The 15409-nt window shown below is 62.1% G+C and carries 15 protein-coding genes; 8 read left to right on the top strand and 7 right to left on the bottom strand.

The features are described 5' to 3' along the window. Window positions 1-10 precede the first annotated feature (10 nt). From QMG46_RS08460 to QMG46_RS08475, 4 genes are read right to left on the bottom strand one after another with little or no spacing between them, the layout of a single operon-like run. Window positions 11-616, bottom strand: coding sequence for an ABC-type transport auxiliary lipoprotein family protein (locus QMG46_RS08460; protein WP_281852062.1), 606 nt, complete (start codon window positions 614-616; stop codon window positions 11-13). Next, complete coding sequence (locus QMG46_RS08465) at window positions 613-1551, bottom strand: MlaD family protein (protein WP_281852063.1); 939 nt, start codon at window positions 1549-1551, stop codon at window positions 613-615. The genes QMG46_RS08460 and QMG46_RS08465 overlap by 4 nt, the downstream gene beginning before the upstream one ends. A gap of 1 nt (window position 1552) precedes the next feature. Beyond that, window positions 1553-2374, bottom strand: coding sequence for an ABC transporter ATP-binding protein (locus tag QMG46_RS08470; protein ID WP_281852064.1), 822 nt, complete (start codon window positions 2372-2374; stop codon window positions 1553-1555). After that, on the bottom strand, window positions 2371-3516 hold the full coding sequence (locus tag QMG46_RS08475; RefSeq protein ID WP_281852065.1) for an MlaE family ABC transporter permease: 1146 nt from the start codon (window positions 3514-3516) through the stop codon (window positions 2371-2373). Before QMG46_RS08475 ends, QMG46_RS08470 begins: the two co-directional genes overlap by 4 nt. Window positions 3517-3660: 144 nt before the next feature. Here QMG46_RS08475 and cysD point away from each other — a divergent pair, with 144 nt between their 5' ends. The 6 genes from cysD (at window position 3661) to QMG46_RS08505 (ending at window position 10740) form a co-directional block, all read left to right on the top strand. Beyond that, on the top strand, window positions 3661-4575 hold the full coding sequence (cysD, locus tag QMG46_RS08480; protein ID WP_281852844.1) for a sulfate adenylyltransferase subunit CysD: 915 nt from the start codon (window positions 3661-3663) through the stop codon (window positions 4573-4575). Continuing rightward, complete coding sequence (gene cysC, locus QMG46_RS08485) at window positions 4575-6440, top strand: sulfate adenylyltransferase subunit CysN (protein WP_281852066.1); 1866 nt, start codon at window positions 4575-4577, stop codon at window positions 6438-6440. Before cysD ends, cysC begins: the two co-directional genes overlap by 1 nt. A gap of 106 nt (window positions 6441-6546) precedes the next feature. Beyond that, entirely contained in the window at window positions 6547-7647 is a 1101-nt protein-coding gene (gene gcvT / locus QMG46_RS08490) for a glycine cleavage system aminomethyltransferase GcvT (protein WP_281852067.1), read from the top strand. A gap of 83 nt (window positions 7648-7730) precedes the next feature. Next, window positions 7731-8126: a glycine cleavage system protein GcvH gene (gene gcvH / locus QMG46_RS08495; RefSeq protein WP_281852068.1), complete on the top strand. Its 396-nt coding sequence runs from the start codon at window positions 7731-7733 to the stop codon at window positions 8124-8126. A gap of 678 nt (window positions 8127-8804) precedes the next feature. Then, window positions 8805-9362 carry a met regulon transcriptional regulator MetJ gene (gene metJ / locus QMG46_RS23650; RefSeq protein WP_345781789.1) on the top strand — a complete coding sequence of 186 codons (558 nt, stop codon included), beginning with the start codon at window positions 8805-8807 and terminating at the stop codon, window positions 9360-9362. Between the two features lie 328 nt (window positions 9363-9690). Continuing rightward, complete coding sequence (locus QMG46_RS08505; protein ID WP_281852069.1) at window positions 9691-10740, top strand: energy transducer TonB; 1050 nt, start codon at window positions 9691-9693, stop codon at window positions 10738-10740. Between the two features lie 274 nt (window positions 10741-11014). Here the strand turns inward: QMG46_RS08505 and QMG46_RS08510 are convergent, their stop codons facing one another. Then, complete coding sequence (locus QMG46_RS08510; RefSeq protein ID WP_281852070.1) at window positions 11015-12334, bottom strand: serine hydrolase domain-containing protein; 1320 nt, start codon at window positions 12332-12334, stop codon at window positions 11015-11017. On the opposite strand from QMG46_RS08510, the gene QMG46_RS08515 reads away from it, so the two are divergent. Both QMG46_RS08515 and QMG46_RS08520 read left to right on the top strand, forming a co-directional pair. Continuing rightward, window positions 12333-12584 (top strand): hypothetical protein, encoded by a 252-nt coding sequence (locus QMG46_RS08515; protein WP_281852071.1) that lies wholly within the window; start codon window positions 12333-12335, stop codon window positions 12582-12584. The two genes, QMG46_RS08510 and QMG46_RS08515, sit on opposite strands and share 2 nt — an antisense overlap. Window positions 12585-12687: 103 nt before the next feature. Beyond that, entirely contained in the window at window positions 12688-13911 is a 1224-nt protein-coding gene (locus tag QMG46_RS08520; protein WP_281852845.1) for an NTP/NDP exchange transporter, read from the top strand. Between the two features lie 13 nt (window positions 13912-13924). Here QMG46_RS08520 and QMG46_RS08525 read toward each other — a convergent pair whose 3' ends face one another. Together QMG46_RS08525 and QMG46_RS08530 are read right to left on the bottom strand one after the other, a co-directional pair. Next, window positions 13925-14353: a CBS domain-containing protein gene (locus QMG46_RS08525; RefSeq protein ID WP_281852072.1), complete on the bottom strand. Its 429-nt coding sequence runs from the start codon at window positions 14351-14353 to the stop codon at window positions 13925-13927. 103 nt (window positions 14354-14456) lie between these two features. Beyond that, window positions 14457-15383: a glycosyltransferase family 2 protein gene (locus QMG46_RS08530; protein ID WP_281852073.1), complete on the bottom strand. Its 927-nt coding sequence runs from the start codon at window positions 15381-15383 to the stop codon at window positions 14457-14459. Between the last annotated feature and the right edge of the window lie 26 nt (window positions 15384-15409).

Below are 15409 nucleotides of genomic sequence, written 5' to 3' on the forward strand. Positions count from 1 at the left end.
CGATCCCGAGTTAGTTTTTCGAAACGCTCTGCTGCAATGCCCAATCCACGACCTGCCGAGCTAGCGCATCGTCGGCACGGCCAAACGCGGCAACCACCTCGGGCACGGCCTTGCCGGTTGCCGGTTCGGTCACCTCGAAACTGCGCGCCGCGACAATGCGCATCCCATTGGTACGGACCAGTTGTGCGTCGTAGCGGATCACCACCGTCGGCTGTCCGTTTCGATATTCGGATTGAAAGGCGCTCAGGTTGCCGGTCAGGCTGATATCGGCCTGGAGCGCCGCATCGTCGTTGCTCAAGGCATTGATGCGGCCGTCATCGCGAAATGCATCGACCAGGCGGTTGCGGAACAGCACCGTGCCGCTATCGCTCCACCGCGCGCCTTGATACACGCTGACGACATCGCCCTCCGGCAGCACCACGATGCGTGGGCTATCGATCATGCGTCCGGCCTGCGGCGTATTGATGCGCAAGGACCAACGCACAGCGTCGCCCTGAGCGTGGGACAGAGGCGACGCCGGCAGACGGTAGATGCTCGGCGTTTCGGCCTTGGGCAGCACCGAACAGGCGGTAAGCCATGTCAGCAGCAGCGGGGCGACGATGCGGGGCATCTTCATGGCACAAACTCCTTGCTGCGGTCGCGGCCAAGCAGGTAGCCGGCCGGGTTTTCGTCGAGGCGACGGGTAATGCCGCGGAGCGAACCGGCGGCGTCGCGCAGTTCGTGCACGGCCGGGCCGAGTTCGTTCAGGCCTTGCAGGCCGCCATTCACCGCATCGCGGTTGTCGTTGAGCAGCCGGTCGATATTCGCCGTGGCGCGTTCGAGCGAGGCCATCGCATTCTTTGCGCTGTTAAGCGTTTCGCGTGCCGGGCCGTCGATCAGGCCATTGGCATTGCTGGCGAGCTTTTGCGACTGCTCCAGCGTCGCATTGGCCTGCTTGCTGGCGATGGCCAACTGGCGCAACAGCTCGCGGATATCCTCGCGCTGGTCGGCAATCACGCCGGTGGCCTTGTCCAGATGTTCCAGCGTGTTATCGATATGCGCCATATTGTCCGTCGAGAGCAGCTTGCTCACCCGTGCCACGACCTCGTTGATATTGGTCATCAGGTCTTCGCCGTTGGCGAGCAACTGGGTCAATGGCGAGGGATCGGCCACGATGATGGCGACGGACCCGTCAGGCGCCGTCAACGGCGGATTTCCCGGTGTACCGCCGCTCAACTGGATGATCGCCACGCCGGTGACGCCGGTGAGGGCGAGCTTGGCGCGCGTGTCCTGCAGCACCGGCGTGTCGCCGCGCAGGCGAATGCGCGCCAGCACGCGACGCGGATCGGCCGGGTCGAGCTTCAGATGGGTGACGGAGCCGACCTTGATGCCGTTGTATTGCACCGCGCTGCCTTGCGACAGGCCGGTGACCGCCTCGTTGAAGACGATGTCGTATTCCTCGAACTGGCGGTCCGCGCTGGATTTGACCAGCCATAGCGCGAACAGCAGCGCGGCGGCGACCACGATCACCGTGAAGGCCCCGATCAGGACATGATGTGCGCGGGTTTCCATCTCACTTCACCTCGTGCGTAGAGCCATCGGCGTGCCGCTCGGCGGCATCGATGGCGGCACGGCCGCGCGGGCCGTGGAAATAGGCTTGCACCCAGGGATCGTCGTTTTGCGCGACCACTTCCAGGCGGTCGCATACCAGCACCCTTTTCTGCGATAGCACGGCGACACGATCGCAGGTGGTGTAGAGCGTATCCAGGTCGTGTGTGACCAGGAACACGGTAAGACCGAGCGCGTTGCGCAAGGTCACGATCAATTGATCGAAAGCCGCCGCGCTGATCGGATCGAGGCCGGCGGTAGGCTCGTCCAGGAACAGAATCTGCGGATCGAGTGCCAGGGCGCGGGCCAGTGCCGCGCGCTTGATCATGCCGCCGGAAAGCTGCGCCGGATACTTGATTTCCGTACCCAACGGCAGGCCTGCCAGGGCCAGCTTTACGCCGGCCAGATGGGCGGCATCGTCGCGGCTCAGGTGCGCATGCTCGACCAGCGGCATGGCAATGTTTTCGCCCACGGTCTGTGACGAAAATAGGGCGCCGTTCTGGAACAGCACGCCGAACTGGCGTTCGACCCGGGAGCGCTGCTCCGGCGGCAGCGACAGCAAATCCTGCCCGAACACATGGACGCGGCCGGAGGTGGGGCGTTGCAAGCCGATGATGCTGCGAAGCAGGACCGACTTGCCCGTGCCGGAGCCGCCGACCACGCCAAGTATCTCGCCGCGTCGCACATCCAGATTCAGATGCTCATGCACGACCTGGCTGCCGAAGCGATTGGTCAGGTCGCGGACCTGGATGACGTCCTGCACGGCGTTCGCGGGCGCGGCGCTCACCAGCCCATCTCCATAAAGAACAGTGCGGCCAGAGCGTCGACCAGGATCACCACAAAGATGGACTGCACCACACTGGAGGTGGTGTGCTCGCCCACCGACTGCGCGCTGCCGGCTACCTTGAAGCCCTCCAGGCAGCCGATCACGCCGATCAGGAAGGCGAAGAACGGTGCCTTCACCATGCCGACCAGAAAGTTCCGCACGGCGATATCTTCCTTGAGCAGCGACAGGAACATCGGTGGCGAAATACCCAGGGTCACCGCGCAGACCACGCCGCCGCCGATCAGGCCGGCCATCATCGCGATAAAGGTGAGCATCGGCAGCGATATCAACAGTGCCATCACACGCGGCAATACCAGCAATTCGATCGGGTCCAGGCCCATCGCGCGGATCGCGTCGATTTCCTCGTTGGCCTTCATCGAGCCGATCTGCGCGGTGAAGGCGCTGGCGGTGCGTCCGGCCATCAGGATGGCGGTCAGCAACACACCGAACTCGCGCAGGAACGAAAACCCGATCAGGTCGACCGTGTAGATGGTGGCGCCGAAATCGGCCAGCACGGTCGAGCCGAGAAAGGCCACCACCGCGCCGACCATGAAAGTCAGCAGTGCGATGATCGGCACCGCATCCAGCCCGGTCTGCTCCATATGCGCGACCAGTGGCGTGACGCGCCAGCGTTTGGGGCGCGGCAAGGTCCGCGCGATCGTTTCCAGGGTCAGTCCGATAAATCCGAGCAGCTCGATCGTCTGTAGCCAGAACTTCTCCACCGCCGCACCGATGCGCTCAAGTACATCGACGATGGACGATCGTTTGGGCGGTTTGAGAGGCTTGCAGTAGGTGTCCAGTGCGCTGCCGACCGTCTGCAGCAGGGCGCGTCGGGCCGGTGTCATCGTAGGCGCTTCATGGGCGAGATCGGCCATCCGCTTGGCGCCCAATAGAGTCACCAGCAGGTAGGCGCCGGCAGTATCGAGTGCGCCGAGCCGGTCCAGATCGACGGTCACGTCATCGTGCAGCGTCGCCTTCAATGCATTGACGTGCTGCTCCAGCACGGCGTAATCGGCAAGCGTCCAATCCCCCGCGATGCGCAAACAAGGCGGCTGGGTGGTGACATCGAGATTGGCACTTCCCGCTGCGGCCGATGTGCTCATGAAGGGCGATCTTACATGGATTATGTGTATTTCCTGCGCAGCTTGGCCGTCCCGGGTCCACCAAACCAGCGTTGTCGCGTTAGCAGTCGCCTTGAGTTAGATTCTCGTCACCGATGGCGGCGCGGCGCGCCGATTTTCAAGCCTATGAACCCAACGATGCCCGCATTTTCCCGGCTGGATGCACTCGAAGCCGAGAGTATCTATATCTTCCGGGAGACCCTGGCCGCGTTCCGTCGACCGGTAATGCTCTATTCGATCGGCAAGGATTCCTCGGTATTGCTGCACTTGTTGCGCAAGGCCTGTTTCCCGGCGCGGCCGGCGATGCCGTTGCTACATGTGGACACCACCTGGAAGTTCCGCGAGATGATCGCGTTTCGCGATGACATCGCCTCGGCAGGCGACGTGGAACTGCGGATTCATATTAATGAGGACGGCGTCCGCCAGGGCATCTCGCCGCTGACGCATGGCTCGGTGGTGCATACCGACGTCATGAAGACCCAGGGCCTCAAACAGGCTTTGGAGAAATACGGCTTCGATGCCGCCGTGGGCGGGGCGCGGCGCGACGAGGAAAAGTCTCGAGCCAAGGAGCGCGTGTTTTCCTTTCGCAACGCGCAGCATCGCTGGGATCCGAAAAGCCAGCGACCGGAGCTGTGGTCCAATTTCAACACACATATATATAAGGGTGAGAGCGTCCGCGTGTTTCCTTTGTCCAACTGGACCGAGATGGACGTCTGGCAATACATCCGGCGCGAAAGCATTCCGGTAGTGCCGCTCTATTTCGCCAGGTCGCGCCCGGTGGTGGAGCGCGACGGCGCCCTGATTATGGTCGACGACGAACGTTTCGTTCTGCGTGAAGGCGAGCAGGTGCAGATGCGCAAAGTGCGCTTTCGCACGCTGGGCTGCTATCCGCTGACCGGGGCGATTCCTTCGGAGGCCGATACGCTGGACAAGCTCATCGAGGAGATGTCCGCTTCCCGCAGCTCCGAGCGCCAGGGGCGCGTGATCGATCACGATGGCGAGGCCTCGATGGAGCGTCGCAAGCAGGAAGGCTATTTCTGATGACGGCACGTTTTTCGGGCGGCATGCCCAGCCTGCTGCGCTTTATCACCTGTGGCAGCGTGGACGATGGCAAAAGTACCCTGCTTGGCCGACTGCTGTATGACACGGGCGCGTTGCCGGACGATCAGTTGGAAGCCCTGACACGCGACAGCCGGCACCTGCATGACGATGCGCCGACGGCGCTGGATTTCTCCCTGCTTACCGACGGGCTCGATGCCGAGCGCCAGCAGGGCATCACCATCGATGTGGCCTACCGTTACTTCCAGACCGCTCGGCGCAGCTTTATCGTGGCCGACTGCCCGGGGCACGAGCAGTACACGCGCAATATGGCGACCGGTGTGTCCCATGCGGAGGCCGCCGTGGTGCTCGTCGATGCCCGCAAGGGACTGCTGCCGCAGACGCGTCGGCATACCTATCTTTGCGCGCTGCTTGGCATTCGTCAGATCGTGCTGGTCGTCAACAAGATGGACTTGGTAGGGCACGACGAAGGTGTCTTTATGGGTATTGCCCAGGCCTACCGCGAGCTGGCTCAGTCGCTGGGGTTTGGCGACATACAGGCGCTGCCAGTGGTGGCGCCGACCGGCGAGAATGTCAGCCATCGCAGCGAGCGGATGGGCTGGTTTCGGGGCCCCACATTATTGGATTGGCTGGAAACCGCGCCGTCGTCATCAGGGCAAGCGGGCGAGTTCCGAATGCCGGTGCAGTGGGTCAATCGTATCGATTCCTCGACGCGCGGTTATGCAGGCACGCTTTGCGGCGGCTCCGTCGCGGCGGGTGACGACGTTGTCGTGCAACCAGCCATGAAGCGTGCGCGCGTCCAGCGCATCGTGACCGCCGATGGCGACCTCGCGCGGGCATGGGCCGGGCAGGCGGTAACCCTGGTACTCGACCGGGAGCTCGATATCAGTCGAGGCGACGTCTTGGCCGATGCAGCCAAACCCGCACCAGTGTCCGACCAGTTTGCGGCGCATATCGTCTGGATGGGCGATGAAGCACTTTTGCCCAATCGCACCTACTGGCTCAAGGTCGGGACGCGCACCGTCAATGCGCGCGTGACGGCCATCAAGCATAAGGTCGATGTCGACACGGGGGCGCAACTGGCGGCACGTCGACTGGAACTGAACGATGTCGGCTACGGCAATATCGATCTGGATCATCCGATTGCTTTTGAGACCTATCGCGACAACCGCGACCTGGGCGGTTTCATTCTGATCGATCGTCAGACTCACGCGACGGTTGGTTGCGGCATGCTGGATTTTGCCCTGCGTCGGGCGGGTAACCTGCATTGGCAGCACCTGGACCTGGACAAGGATGCACGCAGCGTCACCAAGGGGCAGCGTTCGCGCTGCCTGTGGTTCACCGGGTTGTCCGGTGCGGGCAAGTCGACGGTGGCCAATCTGGTCGAGCGCCGCTTGCATGCACTTGGCTATCACACCTATGTCCTGGATGGTGACAACTTGCGCCATGGCCTGAACAAGGACCTTGGCTTCACCGACGAGGCCAGGGTGGAAAACGTCCGCCGTGTGGCCGAGGTGGCACACCTGATGGTCGACGCGGGCCTCATCGTGCTGGTTTGCGTGATCTCTCCATTCGCCAGCGAACGTCAGTTCGCACGGGAGCTTTTCGACGAAGACGAGTTCGTCGAGGTGTTTGTCGATACGCCGCTGGATGAGTGCGAACGACGCGACCCCAAAGGGCTGTACCGCAAGGCGCGCGCGGGCGATATCCGCAATTTCACGGGCATCGATTCGCCCTACGAGTCGCCGGGGCATCCGGAAATTCACCTGCTTGCCGGCGGACGCCGTGCCGAACAACTTGCCGAAGACGTCGTGGCGTATCTGATCGAGGGACAGGGCATCGGTTGATGCTCATCGTGGCGCGGGAACGCCTTTTCGGGACGCTGATATCGCAAGGCTTGGATTGCCGCCGCCCGGCGGCGATAATCAATGACTTTCCCCAGAGCACGTCGCTATGACCGATAAGACCGTACTCAACGAGACACACCGCGCCCTGGGCGCGCGCATGGTCGATTTTGGCGGCTGGGACATGCCGATCAACTACGGTTCGCAGATCGAGGAGCATCACGCTGTACGCCAGGACGCCGGCATGTTCGACGTCTCGCATATGACCGTGATCGACCTGCACGGCGACGGCACGCGCGACTTTCTGCGCCATCTGGTGGCCAATAACGTCGACAAGCTGAAGGTCCAGGGCAAGGCCCTGTATACCTGCATGCTCAACGAGCACGGCGGCGTCATCGACGATCTGATCGTGTATTTCTTCGACGAGGCACACTTTCGCCTGGTCGTGAACGCGGCCACGCGTGCCAAGGATCTGGCCTGGATCCAGCAGCAGGCAGCGGCATTCGGCATCGAGGTCAAGGAGCGCCCGGACTTCGCCATGATTGCAGTGCAGGGCCCGCAGGCCCGCGCCAAGGTGCTTGGCTTGCTGCACGACATCGATCGTCCGCGCATCGAGAAGCTCGGCAAGTTCGCGGCGGCCGCAGGCCAGGGTCCGGGCGGCATGCCGCTGTTCGTGGCGCGCACCGGTTATACCGGTGAAGACGGTTTCGAGATCATCGTGCCGAACGAGCACGCTGTTGCCTTGTGGAACGCGCTGGCGGACGCCGGGGTTCGCCCGGCCGGCCTGGGTGCGCGCGATACCCTGCGTCTGGAAGCGGGTATGAATCTTTACGGCCAGGACATGGACGAGGACGTCTCGCCGTGGGAGGCCAATCTTGGCTGGACGATCGCCCTGGACGAGGGCCGCGATTTCATCGGCCGTGCCGCGCTCGAGAAGCAGAAGGCCGAGGGTGTAAAGCGCGTGATGGTCGGCCTGGTGCTGGACGACAAGGGCGTGCTGCGCCATGGGCAAAAGGTCCTGACCGCGAACGGCGAAGGCGAAATTCTTTCCGGCAGCTTCGCTCCCACGCTCAACAAGGCGGTTGCCTTTGCACGCATCCCCGTCGGTGAGCCGGGCGACGTACGCGTGGATATCCGCGGCCGCGAGGTGCCGGTGCGCATCGTGAAATATCCCTTCGTTCGCGACGGCAAGCCGCAACCTGGCATTTGACGTTTCCGTAGCATCCGGCTGTCGCTACAATCGGCCATCACCGTGCCTATCTGCCCCCACAAGCGCTTACCTAGGAGCCCAACATGAGCGAGATCCCCGGCGATCTGAAATTTCTCAAGTCCCACGAATGGGCCCGCGCTGAAGACAGCGGTCTGGTGCGCGTGGGTATCTCCGACCATGCCCAAGGTCAGCTTGGCGACCTGGTCTATGTCGAGCTGCCGGAAATCGGCAGCCAGGTGAAGGCGGGCGAAGGTGCTGCCGTGGTGGAGTCGGTCAAGGCCGCTTCTGACATCTATTCGCCGGTGACGGGTGAAGTCGTCGAGATCAACGAAGAGCTCAACGACAACCCGGAAACCATCAACGAAGACGCGTTCGGCAAGGGCTGGATCTTCGCCGTCAAGCCCAGCGACCGTGGCGAACTCGACGAGCTGCTGAGTGCGGACGAGTACGCCGAAGTGATGGAAAACGACGATCACTGAGCGTTTTCAGACACTCCGTTTTACGGACGGCGGTCGCTACGGCGACCGTCGTTTTTTATGGTTCGACGCGCCGGTGAATGTGTATTCGGTGGCGTGTCAGAGTCGATTTTTCTGTTGCGACGGTACCGTTTTTTTGTCGCATCGATCGGCTTGAAGAAGGTGATTTCGATCGCGCCGATGTGGATGGATTTGCGTCCACATCGACCACTCGACGAGACCGAGATGGGGGTGCGAGCGTTGGTGTCGAACCGTGCTTCGACCCTTTCAGCGGTCGATTGAGGGGTGCTGAAGGCCCTTCGGAAGGGTGTCCCGGAAAATTTTTTTTCGGGTTTCTCAGTCGACTTTCGTTCATCCAAATCGGCCGGTTCGACGGTGTCGCCGGCGTGGTTTTAGATGATGTGTTGATCTAGTTGATATGCAAGGAAAATAATTCCTTGTCGCGCTTAAAACCACTTGTTTTTAGGGGTTTTTGGCGTTTTTACGTGTTTTTGTCAGTTGCGGTTTTAGCTGTATGGACGTCCAAACGGAAATGCCTCCGGAAGGCCGCTAACCCTTGTGGGGCAGGGCTTTGGGGGGTGTTACAAGGTAGGTGAAACGCACTGATTTCACAGCTAAAATCAATTGACAGTAGAAATTTTCAGGAATAGCTTTCGCTTCAGATCACGGGGAACAGGTGTTATGACGTCATCGAAATTCATCAGGCCTTACGTCGACCACGGAGAGAAAGCCGGCGCAGTACGCAAGATCACGGTCTCGATTCCGTTGCATGTACTGAGGTTGCTGTCCGATGAACGCACCCGTCGCCAGGTGAACAATTTAAGGCACGCCACGAACAGCGATCTGCTGGTTGAGGCGTTCCTGCACGCTTTTACTGGGCAACCACTGCCAACTGATGAGGAGCTGAGACGAACTATGGCCACTGCCAAGAAAGCCACCAAGAAAGCTGCAAAGAAAGCCACCAAGAAGACCGCCGCTAAGAAGTCGACTGCAAAGCGCCCGGTCGCCCGTAAGCCGGCTGCCAAGAAGGCCGCCAAGAAGACTGTCCGCAAGACCGCGAAGAAGGCCGCTGCAAAGCGTCCTGCCGCTGCCAAGAAGGCTTCGGTGAAGAAGGTTGCGGTGAAGAAGGTTGCCAAGAAGGCTGCCAAGCGCACCGTGAAGAAGGCCGCTGCTGCCAAGGTGGTCAAGGCCACCCGCGCTGCCAAGGCCCCGAAGGCCGCCAAGGCCGCCAAGAAGTAATTCAAGCAATTATATAAGACTCGATTTTCTCTCCCTGCGGTGCCCAGCGCAGGGAGTACTTCGAAAGTGATTCGTCCCGGCCCATGGTCGGGACGCTTCGTTTCCGGGCCACGGAAACGTAAGAAAAATTCTTATCCGCCCGTTAGATGGCGCCGTACATAGCGTGAATCCCTTTCGATGGACTGTGACGAGTCTGGCGATTTGCCGTGCTGCTGCTTTGCGGGTACCTTTCTCACTATCCGCGCCGCGGTGGCCTGGGGAGGCCTCCGCTCCTGGATTCACAGGGGGAAAAAGCGCGGGTATCTGGTTCAGACTTACGCGAGAGACCATGGATACCCGAAATATTCGTCATGCGCGTCGCTACGCGCGCGGGGCTATACGCCCTGTCGCCATCGCCATCGTTGCGGTTGTTGCCTTGTTTGCCGCATGCGCCTGGTTCCTGATCATCAAGCCGCACGAAGATCTGGTGATGTCCGACTCCGGCGGTCATCCGTCGACGCCGGTCACGGCCAGCAAGGTTGCAGCGCCAGCGCCAGTCAATGTCGGCGCGATGAGTCTTAACGAACTGCTCGCCGAAGCCCGCAAGGCGATGAACGAGCAGCGGATGCTTACCCCGGCCGGCAACAACGCATTCGAGTTCTATCTGAAGGTGCTGGAGAAGCAGCCCGGCAACCAGGTGGCCGTCGATGCGCTGCGCGAGACCTTCCCGTTCGGCGCGAACTCGGCCGAGCAGGCGATCAACCAGCGTGATTTCGGTGAAGCCCAGCGCCAGATCGATCTGCTGGCCAAGGCCGATCCGGCCAACTACACATTGACGATTCTGCGTTCCAAACTCGACGCGCAGCGCAAGCTGCAGGATCGTGAACAGCAGTTGGCGTCCGATAAGGAGCGTCAGCAGCAACTGGCTGCGCAGAAGGCGGTGACGGACAAGGCCGAAGCCGACCGCGTGGCTGCCGAACAGCAGAAGACGGCATTGGCCGAACAGCAGCGCGCCGCGCAGGCGCGTGCGGCACAACAGGCTGAGGCGACGCGTCAGCAACAGCAGCAGGCAGCAACCCAGACGGCCAGTACCGGTGGTGCCAGCGCTGGTGAAGGCGGTGGCTCCGGCACGCATGGTCCGGTGTTGATCAAGGGTGGCCAGCCGCGTTATCCGACGGCAGCCATGCGGTCGGCGCAGGAGGGTTGGGTGGAGGTGAGCTTTACGATCTCGCCTGAAGGCACCGTCGGTAATGTGAAGGTGCTCGACGCACAGCCGCGCCACGTATTCGACCGCGCGGCGATGGACGCAGTGAGCCGCTGGAAGTACGAGCCGGCGACGCAGGCGGGCACGCCGGTGGCATCGGACCGGCAGCAGCGGATCGAGTTCAAGTTGAACTAATCAGGTCGGTGTGGGGCTCCCTTTCGGGGGCCTCGAATCACCTCGGTTTTTCCTATCGTCATCCCGGCGCAGGCCGGGACCCAGTGGCATCAGTTTTCAGTTTTCGCGATAGCACTGACTTTGTTGAGAGCTGTCGCGACAACCGACCGCAAAGTCACTGGGTTCCGGCCTGCGCCGGAATGACGAGTAGGAAGGGTTTTTCGAGCTTCCCTGAGGTGATTCCTACAGAGCGACATCTTCACCGGTACAGTTGAGAGGCGACGGAGCGCCGTCCTCATTGCGCCGCGCGCCGCTTCTTCTTAGGCGCGGTCTTCTTTCCCTTCGCCTTCTTCGCCTTGGCAGGCGCAGCAGCCACTGGCGCGGCACCCTCGACGTCGGCCCAGTCCACATGCGGCAGGCCGAGCATGCTGTCGAGCACCATCGGCATCAGGCCTGAAGGCACCGGGCCGGCCGAGTTCCACATCGTGACCACGCCAGCGTGATATTTCGGGAAGAAGCCGATCATCGTGCGATAGCCTTCGACCGCACCGGCATGAAAGATCAGTGTCTCGCCGCCGTACTCGAACACGCGCCAGCCGAGCGCGTAGTGCGCGTCGGTGATACGTGCGCGGCGCCATGGCGTGGAATGCATCTCCACCGGCGTGGGTACGCCCGGTTCGTGCAGTACATCGAGCAGGGATTGCGGCAGCACGTCCGGCCGGCCGCCCATCTGGGCGATCAGCCATTGCTCCATATCGTGCAGGCTGGCATTGACGCCCGCCGCCGGTGCAACGCGATAGTAGGTTTCGTTCGGCTCGAACGGTACCCACGAACCCCTGCCTGCAGCGCGGTGAGGGCGCGCCCAGCTCTTGCTCGACTCCAGCGCGTCGCGGCCATAACTGGCGGTTTTCATGCCCAAGGGAAAGAAGATGCGTTTGTCGACCAGGCGATAGAAGAAGTCGCCGGTCTGCGCATAGAGCACATCGCCGATCAGGCTGAAGGCGACGTTCTGGTAGCCGTAGCACTGACCTACGCCGCAGGCCATGTCGACTTCATCGAGCTTGCGCACCAGCTCCTCGTAGGAGATGTTGCCTTCGAGCATGTTGTCGTAAGTGTTGCGCGGCAGGCCCAGGCGCTGGCCGAGAATGTCGCGTACGGTCGCCTGGCTCGAGGCTTGCGCGTCCTTGAGCTTGAAGAACGGCAGCACGTCGGCCAGCTTGGTATCCCAGCCCAGCTTGCCGTCCTCGACCATGACGCCGGTGACGGCGGTGGCGAAGGCCTTGGACAGCGACGCGAGTCGAAAGACCGTATCGGGCGTGACCGGCTCGCGCGTGGCGGCATCGGCGTAGCCGAGGGTGTGCTCGAACACGACCTTGTCGTCGACGACTACTGCGGTGGCCATGCCGGCAACGGCATCGCGCTCTTCGAGTTTGCTCAGCCAGTCCTGGTACGCGGACACCGTTTCCTTGACGCGTTCGGGCGGGAGTTCTTCGCGAGGGAAGGTTACCGGGTGTGCGGCGGTGGTCTCGGCATTGCCGGTGACCTGGGCAAAGGCGGGCGCGCTGGCAAGGCCCACTGCGCCGGCTATCAACAGAAAAAGATTGCGGAACGGCATGCTGCTCAACAAAGGTCTCGGCGGCGGGGAACGCCTTGGCAGAAAGGGGGAGGGCGAGTGCTGCTTATTTCCCGATTGTCGTGCACTTCCTGGTGGCCTACAACGAAAAATGCAGACCCATCACGTCGATCGTCAGACCAGGGTTCAGCCGTCGCGCATCCACGACCGCGTGGGCTTCGACAACTTGCGCCGCGTGAAGGTTCGCGGCCTGTCGCTTGCTGCGAAGCAACAGACAAAGTTTGCGTGCTAGTCTTGCCGCGACCCACGCCGGATTCACGCCGTTGAACGCTCGCCCCACCGCCGCGTCTGCGAATGCCGCCCCTGCGTTGTCCGCGCTGGCATTTTTTTTCCTGATGACCTCGTACTACATCATTCGCCCGGTGCGCGATCAGCTGGGCGGTGCTGTCGGTTCGCAATCGCTGCCCATGTTCTATCTGGTCGTTTTCGTGGTGATGCTGGCGCTGACACCGGTCTTCGGCGTGCTGGCCGCACGTTTTCGCCGCAAGCAATTGCTGGGCTGGAGCTACTGCTTCTTCATCGCTTGCCTGCTGGCCTTCGTACCCGCCTTCATGGCGCAGGATCGGATCGGCGCGCGTTCGTTGGGCGTGGTGTTTTACGTTTGGGTGAGCATCTTCAACCTGTTCGTGGTGTCGCTGTTCTGGAGCTTCATGGCGGACATCTTCAACGGCCCGCAGGCGCGCAGCGTGTTTCCGTTGATTGCCTTGGGCGGCATGGCGGGTGCGATCTTCGGCCCGTTGGTCACCAAAGCCCTGGTGCAGACACTCGGCGTCGCGCCGCTGCTGGTGGTTTCGGCTGTGACGCTGGCGCTGGCATTGGGTGTGCTGCTGTTTCTTTCGGGCGAACAGGATCGATCCGGTGACCGACAGGGTGAGCCGGTCGGCGGTTCGCTATGGGCAGGCATCAAGGAGCTCGTGACAAAGCCGTTCCTGCGCTACATGGCCGTGTTGATGCTGTTGGGCGATGGCATTGGCACCTTGGCCTATGCCCTGCTGGCCGACTACAGCAAGGCGCACTTTACCGACAAGGTCGCGCGCACGGCCTTTTACAACGATCTGGATCTCTACACCAACCTGTTGGGCGTGGCGCTGCAGTTGACCGTCACCCGTTGGTTGATGATCCGACGCGGTGCGGTGGCTGCGCTGGTGGTGACCTCGCTGATCAACTTGTTGCTGTTGGCCGCCATCGTGGTATGGGGGCCGGGCGAAGTGTCTGGAATAACGCTGGGTCTGCCGTTGCTGGCCATCCTGACGATCGGCTCGCGTGGCTTTACCTATGGCATGACCAAGCCGGCCTCTGACGCGCTCTATACGCGCGTGCCGCGAGAGACCCGCTACAAGGGCAAGAACTTCATCGAAACGGCGGTATGGCGCCTGGGAGACGTGCTGGTCACCAGTGGAGTCAGCCTGTTCGGCACGCTGGGCGTAAGTGTCGCCGGCATGGCGGGCGTCGGTGTGGGCGTTTCGGTGCTTGCGACCTGGGTGGCGCGCCAGATCGGGCGCGCACCTGACCTGGCACCGGAGACCGCCGCTCAACCACCCGTTGCGCGGCGCGCCTGAAAGCTTTCCTTCCTCAGCTGGCGATGTAACGCTGCAGCTGTTCGATCTGCTCGGCTTGTTCGCCGATAACCTCTTTGACCAGGTCGCCGATCGAAATGACGCCTACCACGGTTTCCTTGTCGACCACCGGCAGATGGCGGATGCGGCTATCGGTACACAGCCGCATGCAGTCGAACACGTCGGTATCGGGCGATACGGTAAGCACTGGACTGCTCATGATTTCCGACACGGCCGTCTGTGCGGATGAGCGTCCCTGCAGGATCACCTTGCGCGCATAGTCGCGTTCGGAAAGGATGCCGACCAGAACTTCTCCGCGCATCACCAGCAAGGCGCCGACGCGCCGCTCGGCCATGTGCTTGATCGCTTCGAGCACCGGTACTTCCGGTGCGATGGCATAGATATCGCTGCCCTTGTTTTCCAGAAGATGCTTCACCTGACGCATGCTGATCGCTCTCCCTCCGGCCGCGGGCCGGCCGCGTGCGGATCAGTCTAACGCTGTCCCCGGTGGCAGATGTAGCCCGTTTGTGAAGCCTGCCGAGCCGGGGTCAGGCACGGAAATCTTCGTCGATAAAGTACAGCGGACGCTGCTTGCTCTCGGCATAGTTGCGGCCCAGGTATTCGCCGATCACGCCCAGCGCCAGCAACTGCACCCCGCCCAGGAACAGGATCACCAGCATCAGTGTGGGATAGCCGCGGACCGGGTCGCCGTAGATGATCGACTTGGTCAGCACCCAGAGGCCGTAAACAAAGGAAAGCAGTGAGGAAAACAGGCCCACCCAGGTCGCCAGTCGCAGCGGCGCGGTCGAGAACGACGTCACGCCCTCGATGGCCAGCTGCAGCAGGCGCCAGTAATTCCATTTGGTGGTGCCGGCCTGGCGCGGCTCGCGCTGGTAAAGCACGGCGGTCTGGCGATAGCCGATCCAGGCAAACAGTCCCTTCATGAAGCGCTGGCGTTCGCGCAACTGGCGCAGAGCGTCCAGCGCGCGGCGCGAAAGCAGGCGGAAGTCGCCGGTATCGCGTGGAATGGGGGTATTGGACAGTCGCTCCATGCCGCGATAGAACGCCGCGGCGGTGAAGCGCTTGAAGCGGGTCTCGCCCTCGCGCACGCTGCGTGTCGCGTACACCACGTCGTAGCCGGCCCGCCATTGCTCGATCAATTCAGGGATCAACTCGGGCGGATCCTGCAGGTCGGCATCGATCACCACGACCGCATCGGCGTCGGCCTTGTCCAGGCCGGCGGTCAGGGCTGCCTCCTTGCCGAAATTGCGTGACAGGCGCAGGCCGCTGACGTGCACGCCGCCGGTGTGCAGGCTTTTGATCAGCTCCCAGGTGTTGTCCGAGCTGCCGTCATCGACATAGAGCACCTCGCACTCGAGGGGCAGCCCAGCCAACACCGTGCCCAAGCGTGCGTGGAAAGCCTCCAGCACCGAGGACTCGTTGTACGCGGGCACGACGACGGCGAGTTTCTGCATGGACTCATCTGCTAGGGTGAAAATCA

The sequence above is a fragment of the Dyella sp. GSA-30 genome (genome assembly GCF_027924605.1).
Taxonomy (GTDB): domain Bacteria; phylum Pseudomonadota; class Gammaproteobacteria; order Xanthomonadales; family Rhodanobacteraceae; genus GSA-30.

Coding starts and splice junctions, on each gene's coding strand:
- QMG46_RS08460 (WP_281852062.1), bottom strand. CDS start 616: ATGAAGATGCCCCGCATCGTCGCCCCGCTGCTGCTGACATGGCTTACC.
- QMG46_RS08465 (WP_281852063.1), bottom strand. CDS start 1,551: ATGGAAACCCGCGCACATCATGTCCTGATCGGGGCCTTCACGGTGATC.
- QMG46_RS08475 (WP_281852065.1), bottom strand. CDS start 3,516: ATGAGCACATCGGCCGCAGCGGGAAGTGCCAATCTCGATGTCACCACC.
- cysD (WP_281852844.1), top strand. CDS start 3,661: ATGAACCCAACGATGCCCGCATTTTCCCGGCTGGATGCACTCGAAGCC.
- cysC (WP_281852066.1), top strand. CDS start 4,575: ATGACGGCACGTTTTTCGGGCGGCATGCCCAGCCTGCTGCGCTTTATC.
- gcvT (WP_281852067.1), top strand. CDS start 6,547: ATGACCGATAAGACCGTACTCAACGAGACACACCGCGCCCTGGGCGCG.
- gcvH (WP_281852068.1), top strand. CDS start 7,731: ATGAGCGAGATCCCCGGCGATCTGAAATTTCTCAAGTCCCACGAATGG.
- metJ (WP_345781789.1), top strand. CDS start 8,805: ATGACGTCATCGAAATTCATCAGGCCTTACGTCGACCACGGAGAGAAA.
- QMG46_RS08505 (WP_281852069.1), top strand. CDS start 9,691: ATGGATACCCGAAATATTCGTCATGCGCGTCGCTACGCGCGCGGGGCT.
- QMG46_RS08515 (WP_281852071.1), top strand. CDS start 12,333: ATGCTGCTCAACAAAGGTCTCGGCGGCGGGGAACGCCTTGGCAGAAAG.
- QMG46_RS08510 (WP_281852070.1), bottom strand. CDS start 12,334: ATGCCGTTCCGCAATCTTTTTCTGTTGATAGCCGGCGCAGTGGGCCTT.
- QMG46_RS08520 (WP_281852845.1), top strand. CDS start 12,688: ATGACCTCGTACTACATCATTCGCCCGGTGCGCGATCAGCTGGGCGGT.
- QMG46_RS08525 (WP_281852072.1), bottom strand. CDS start 14,353: ATGCGTCAGGTGAAGCATCTTCTGGAAAACAAGGGCAGCGATATCTAT.
- QMG46_RS08530 (WP_281852073.1), bottom strand. CDS start 15,383: ATGCAGAAACTCGCCGTCGTCGTGCCCGCGTACAACGAGTCCTCGGTG.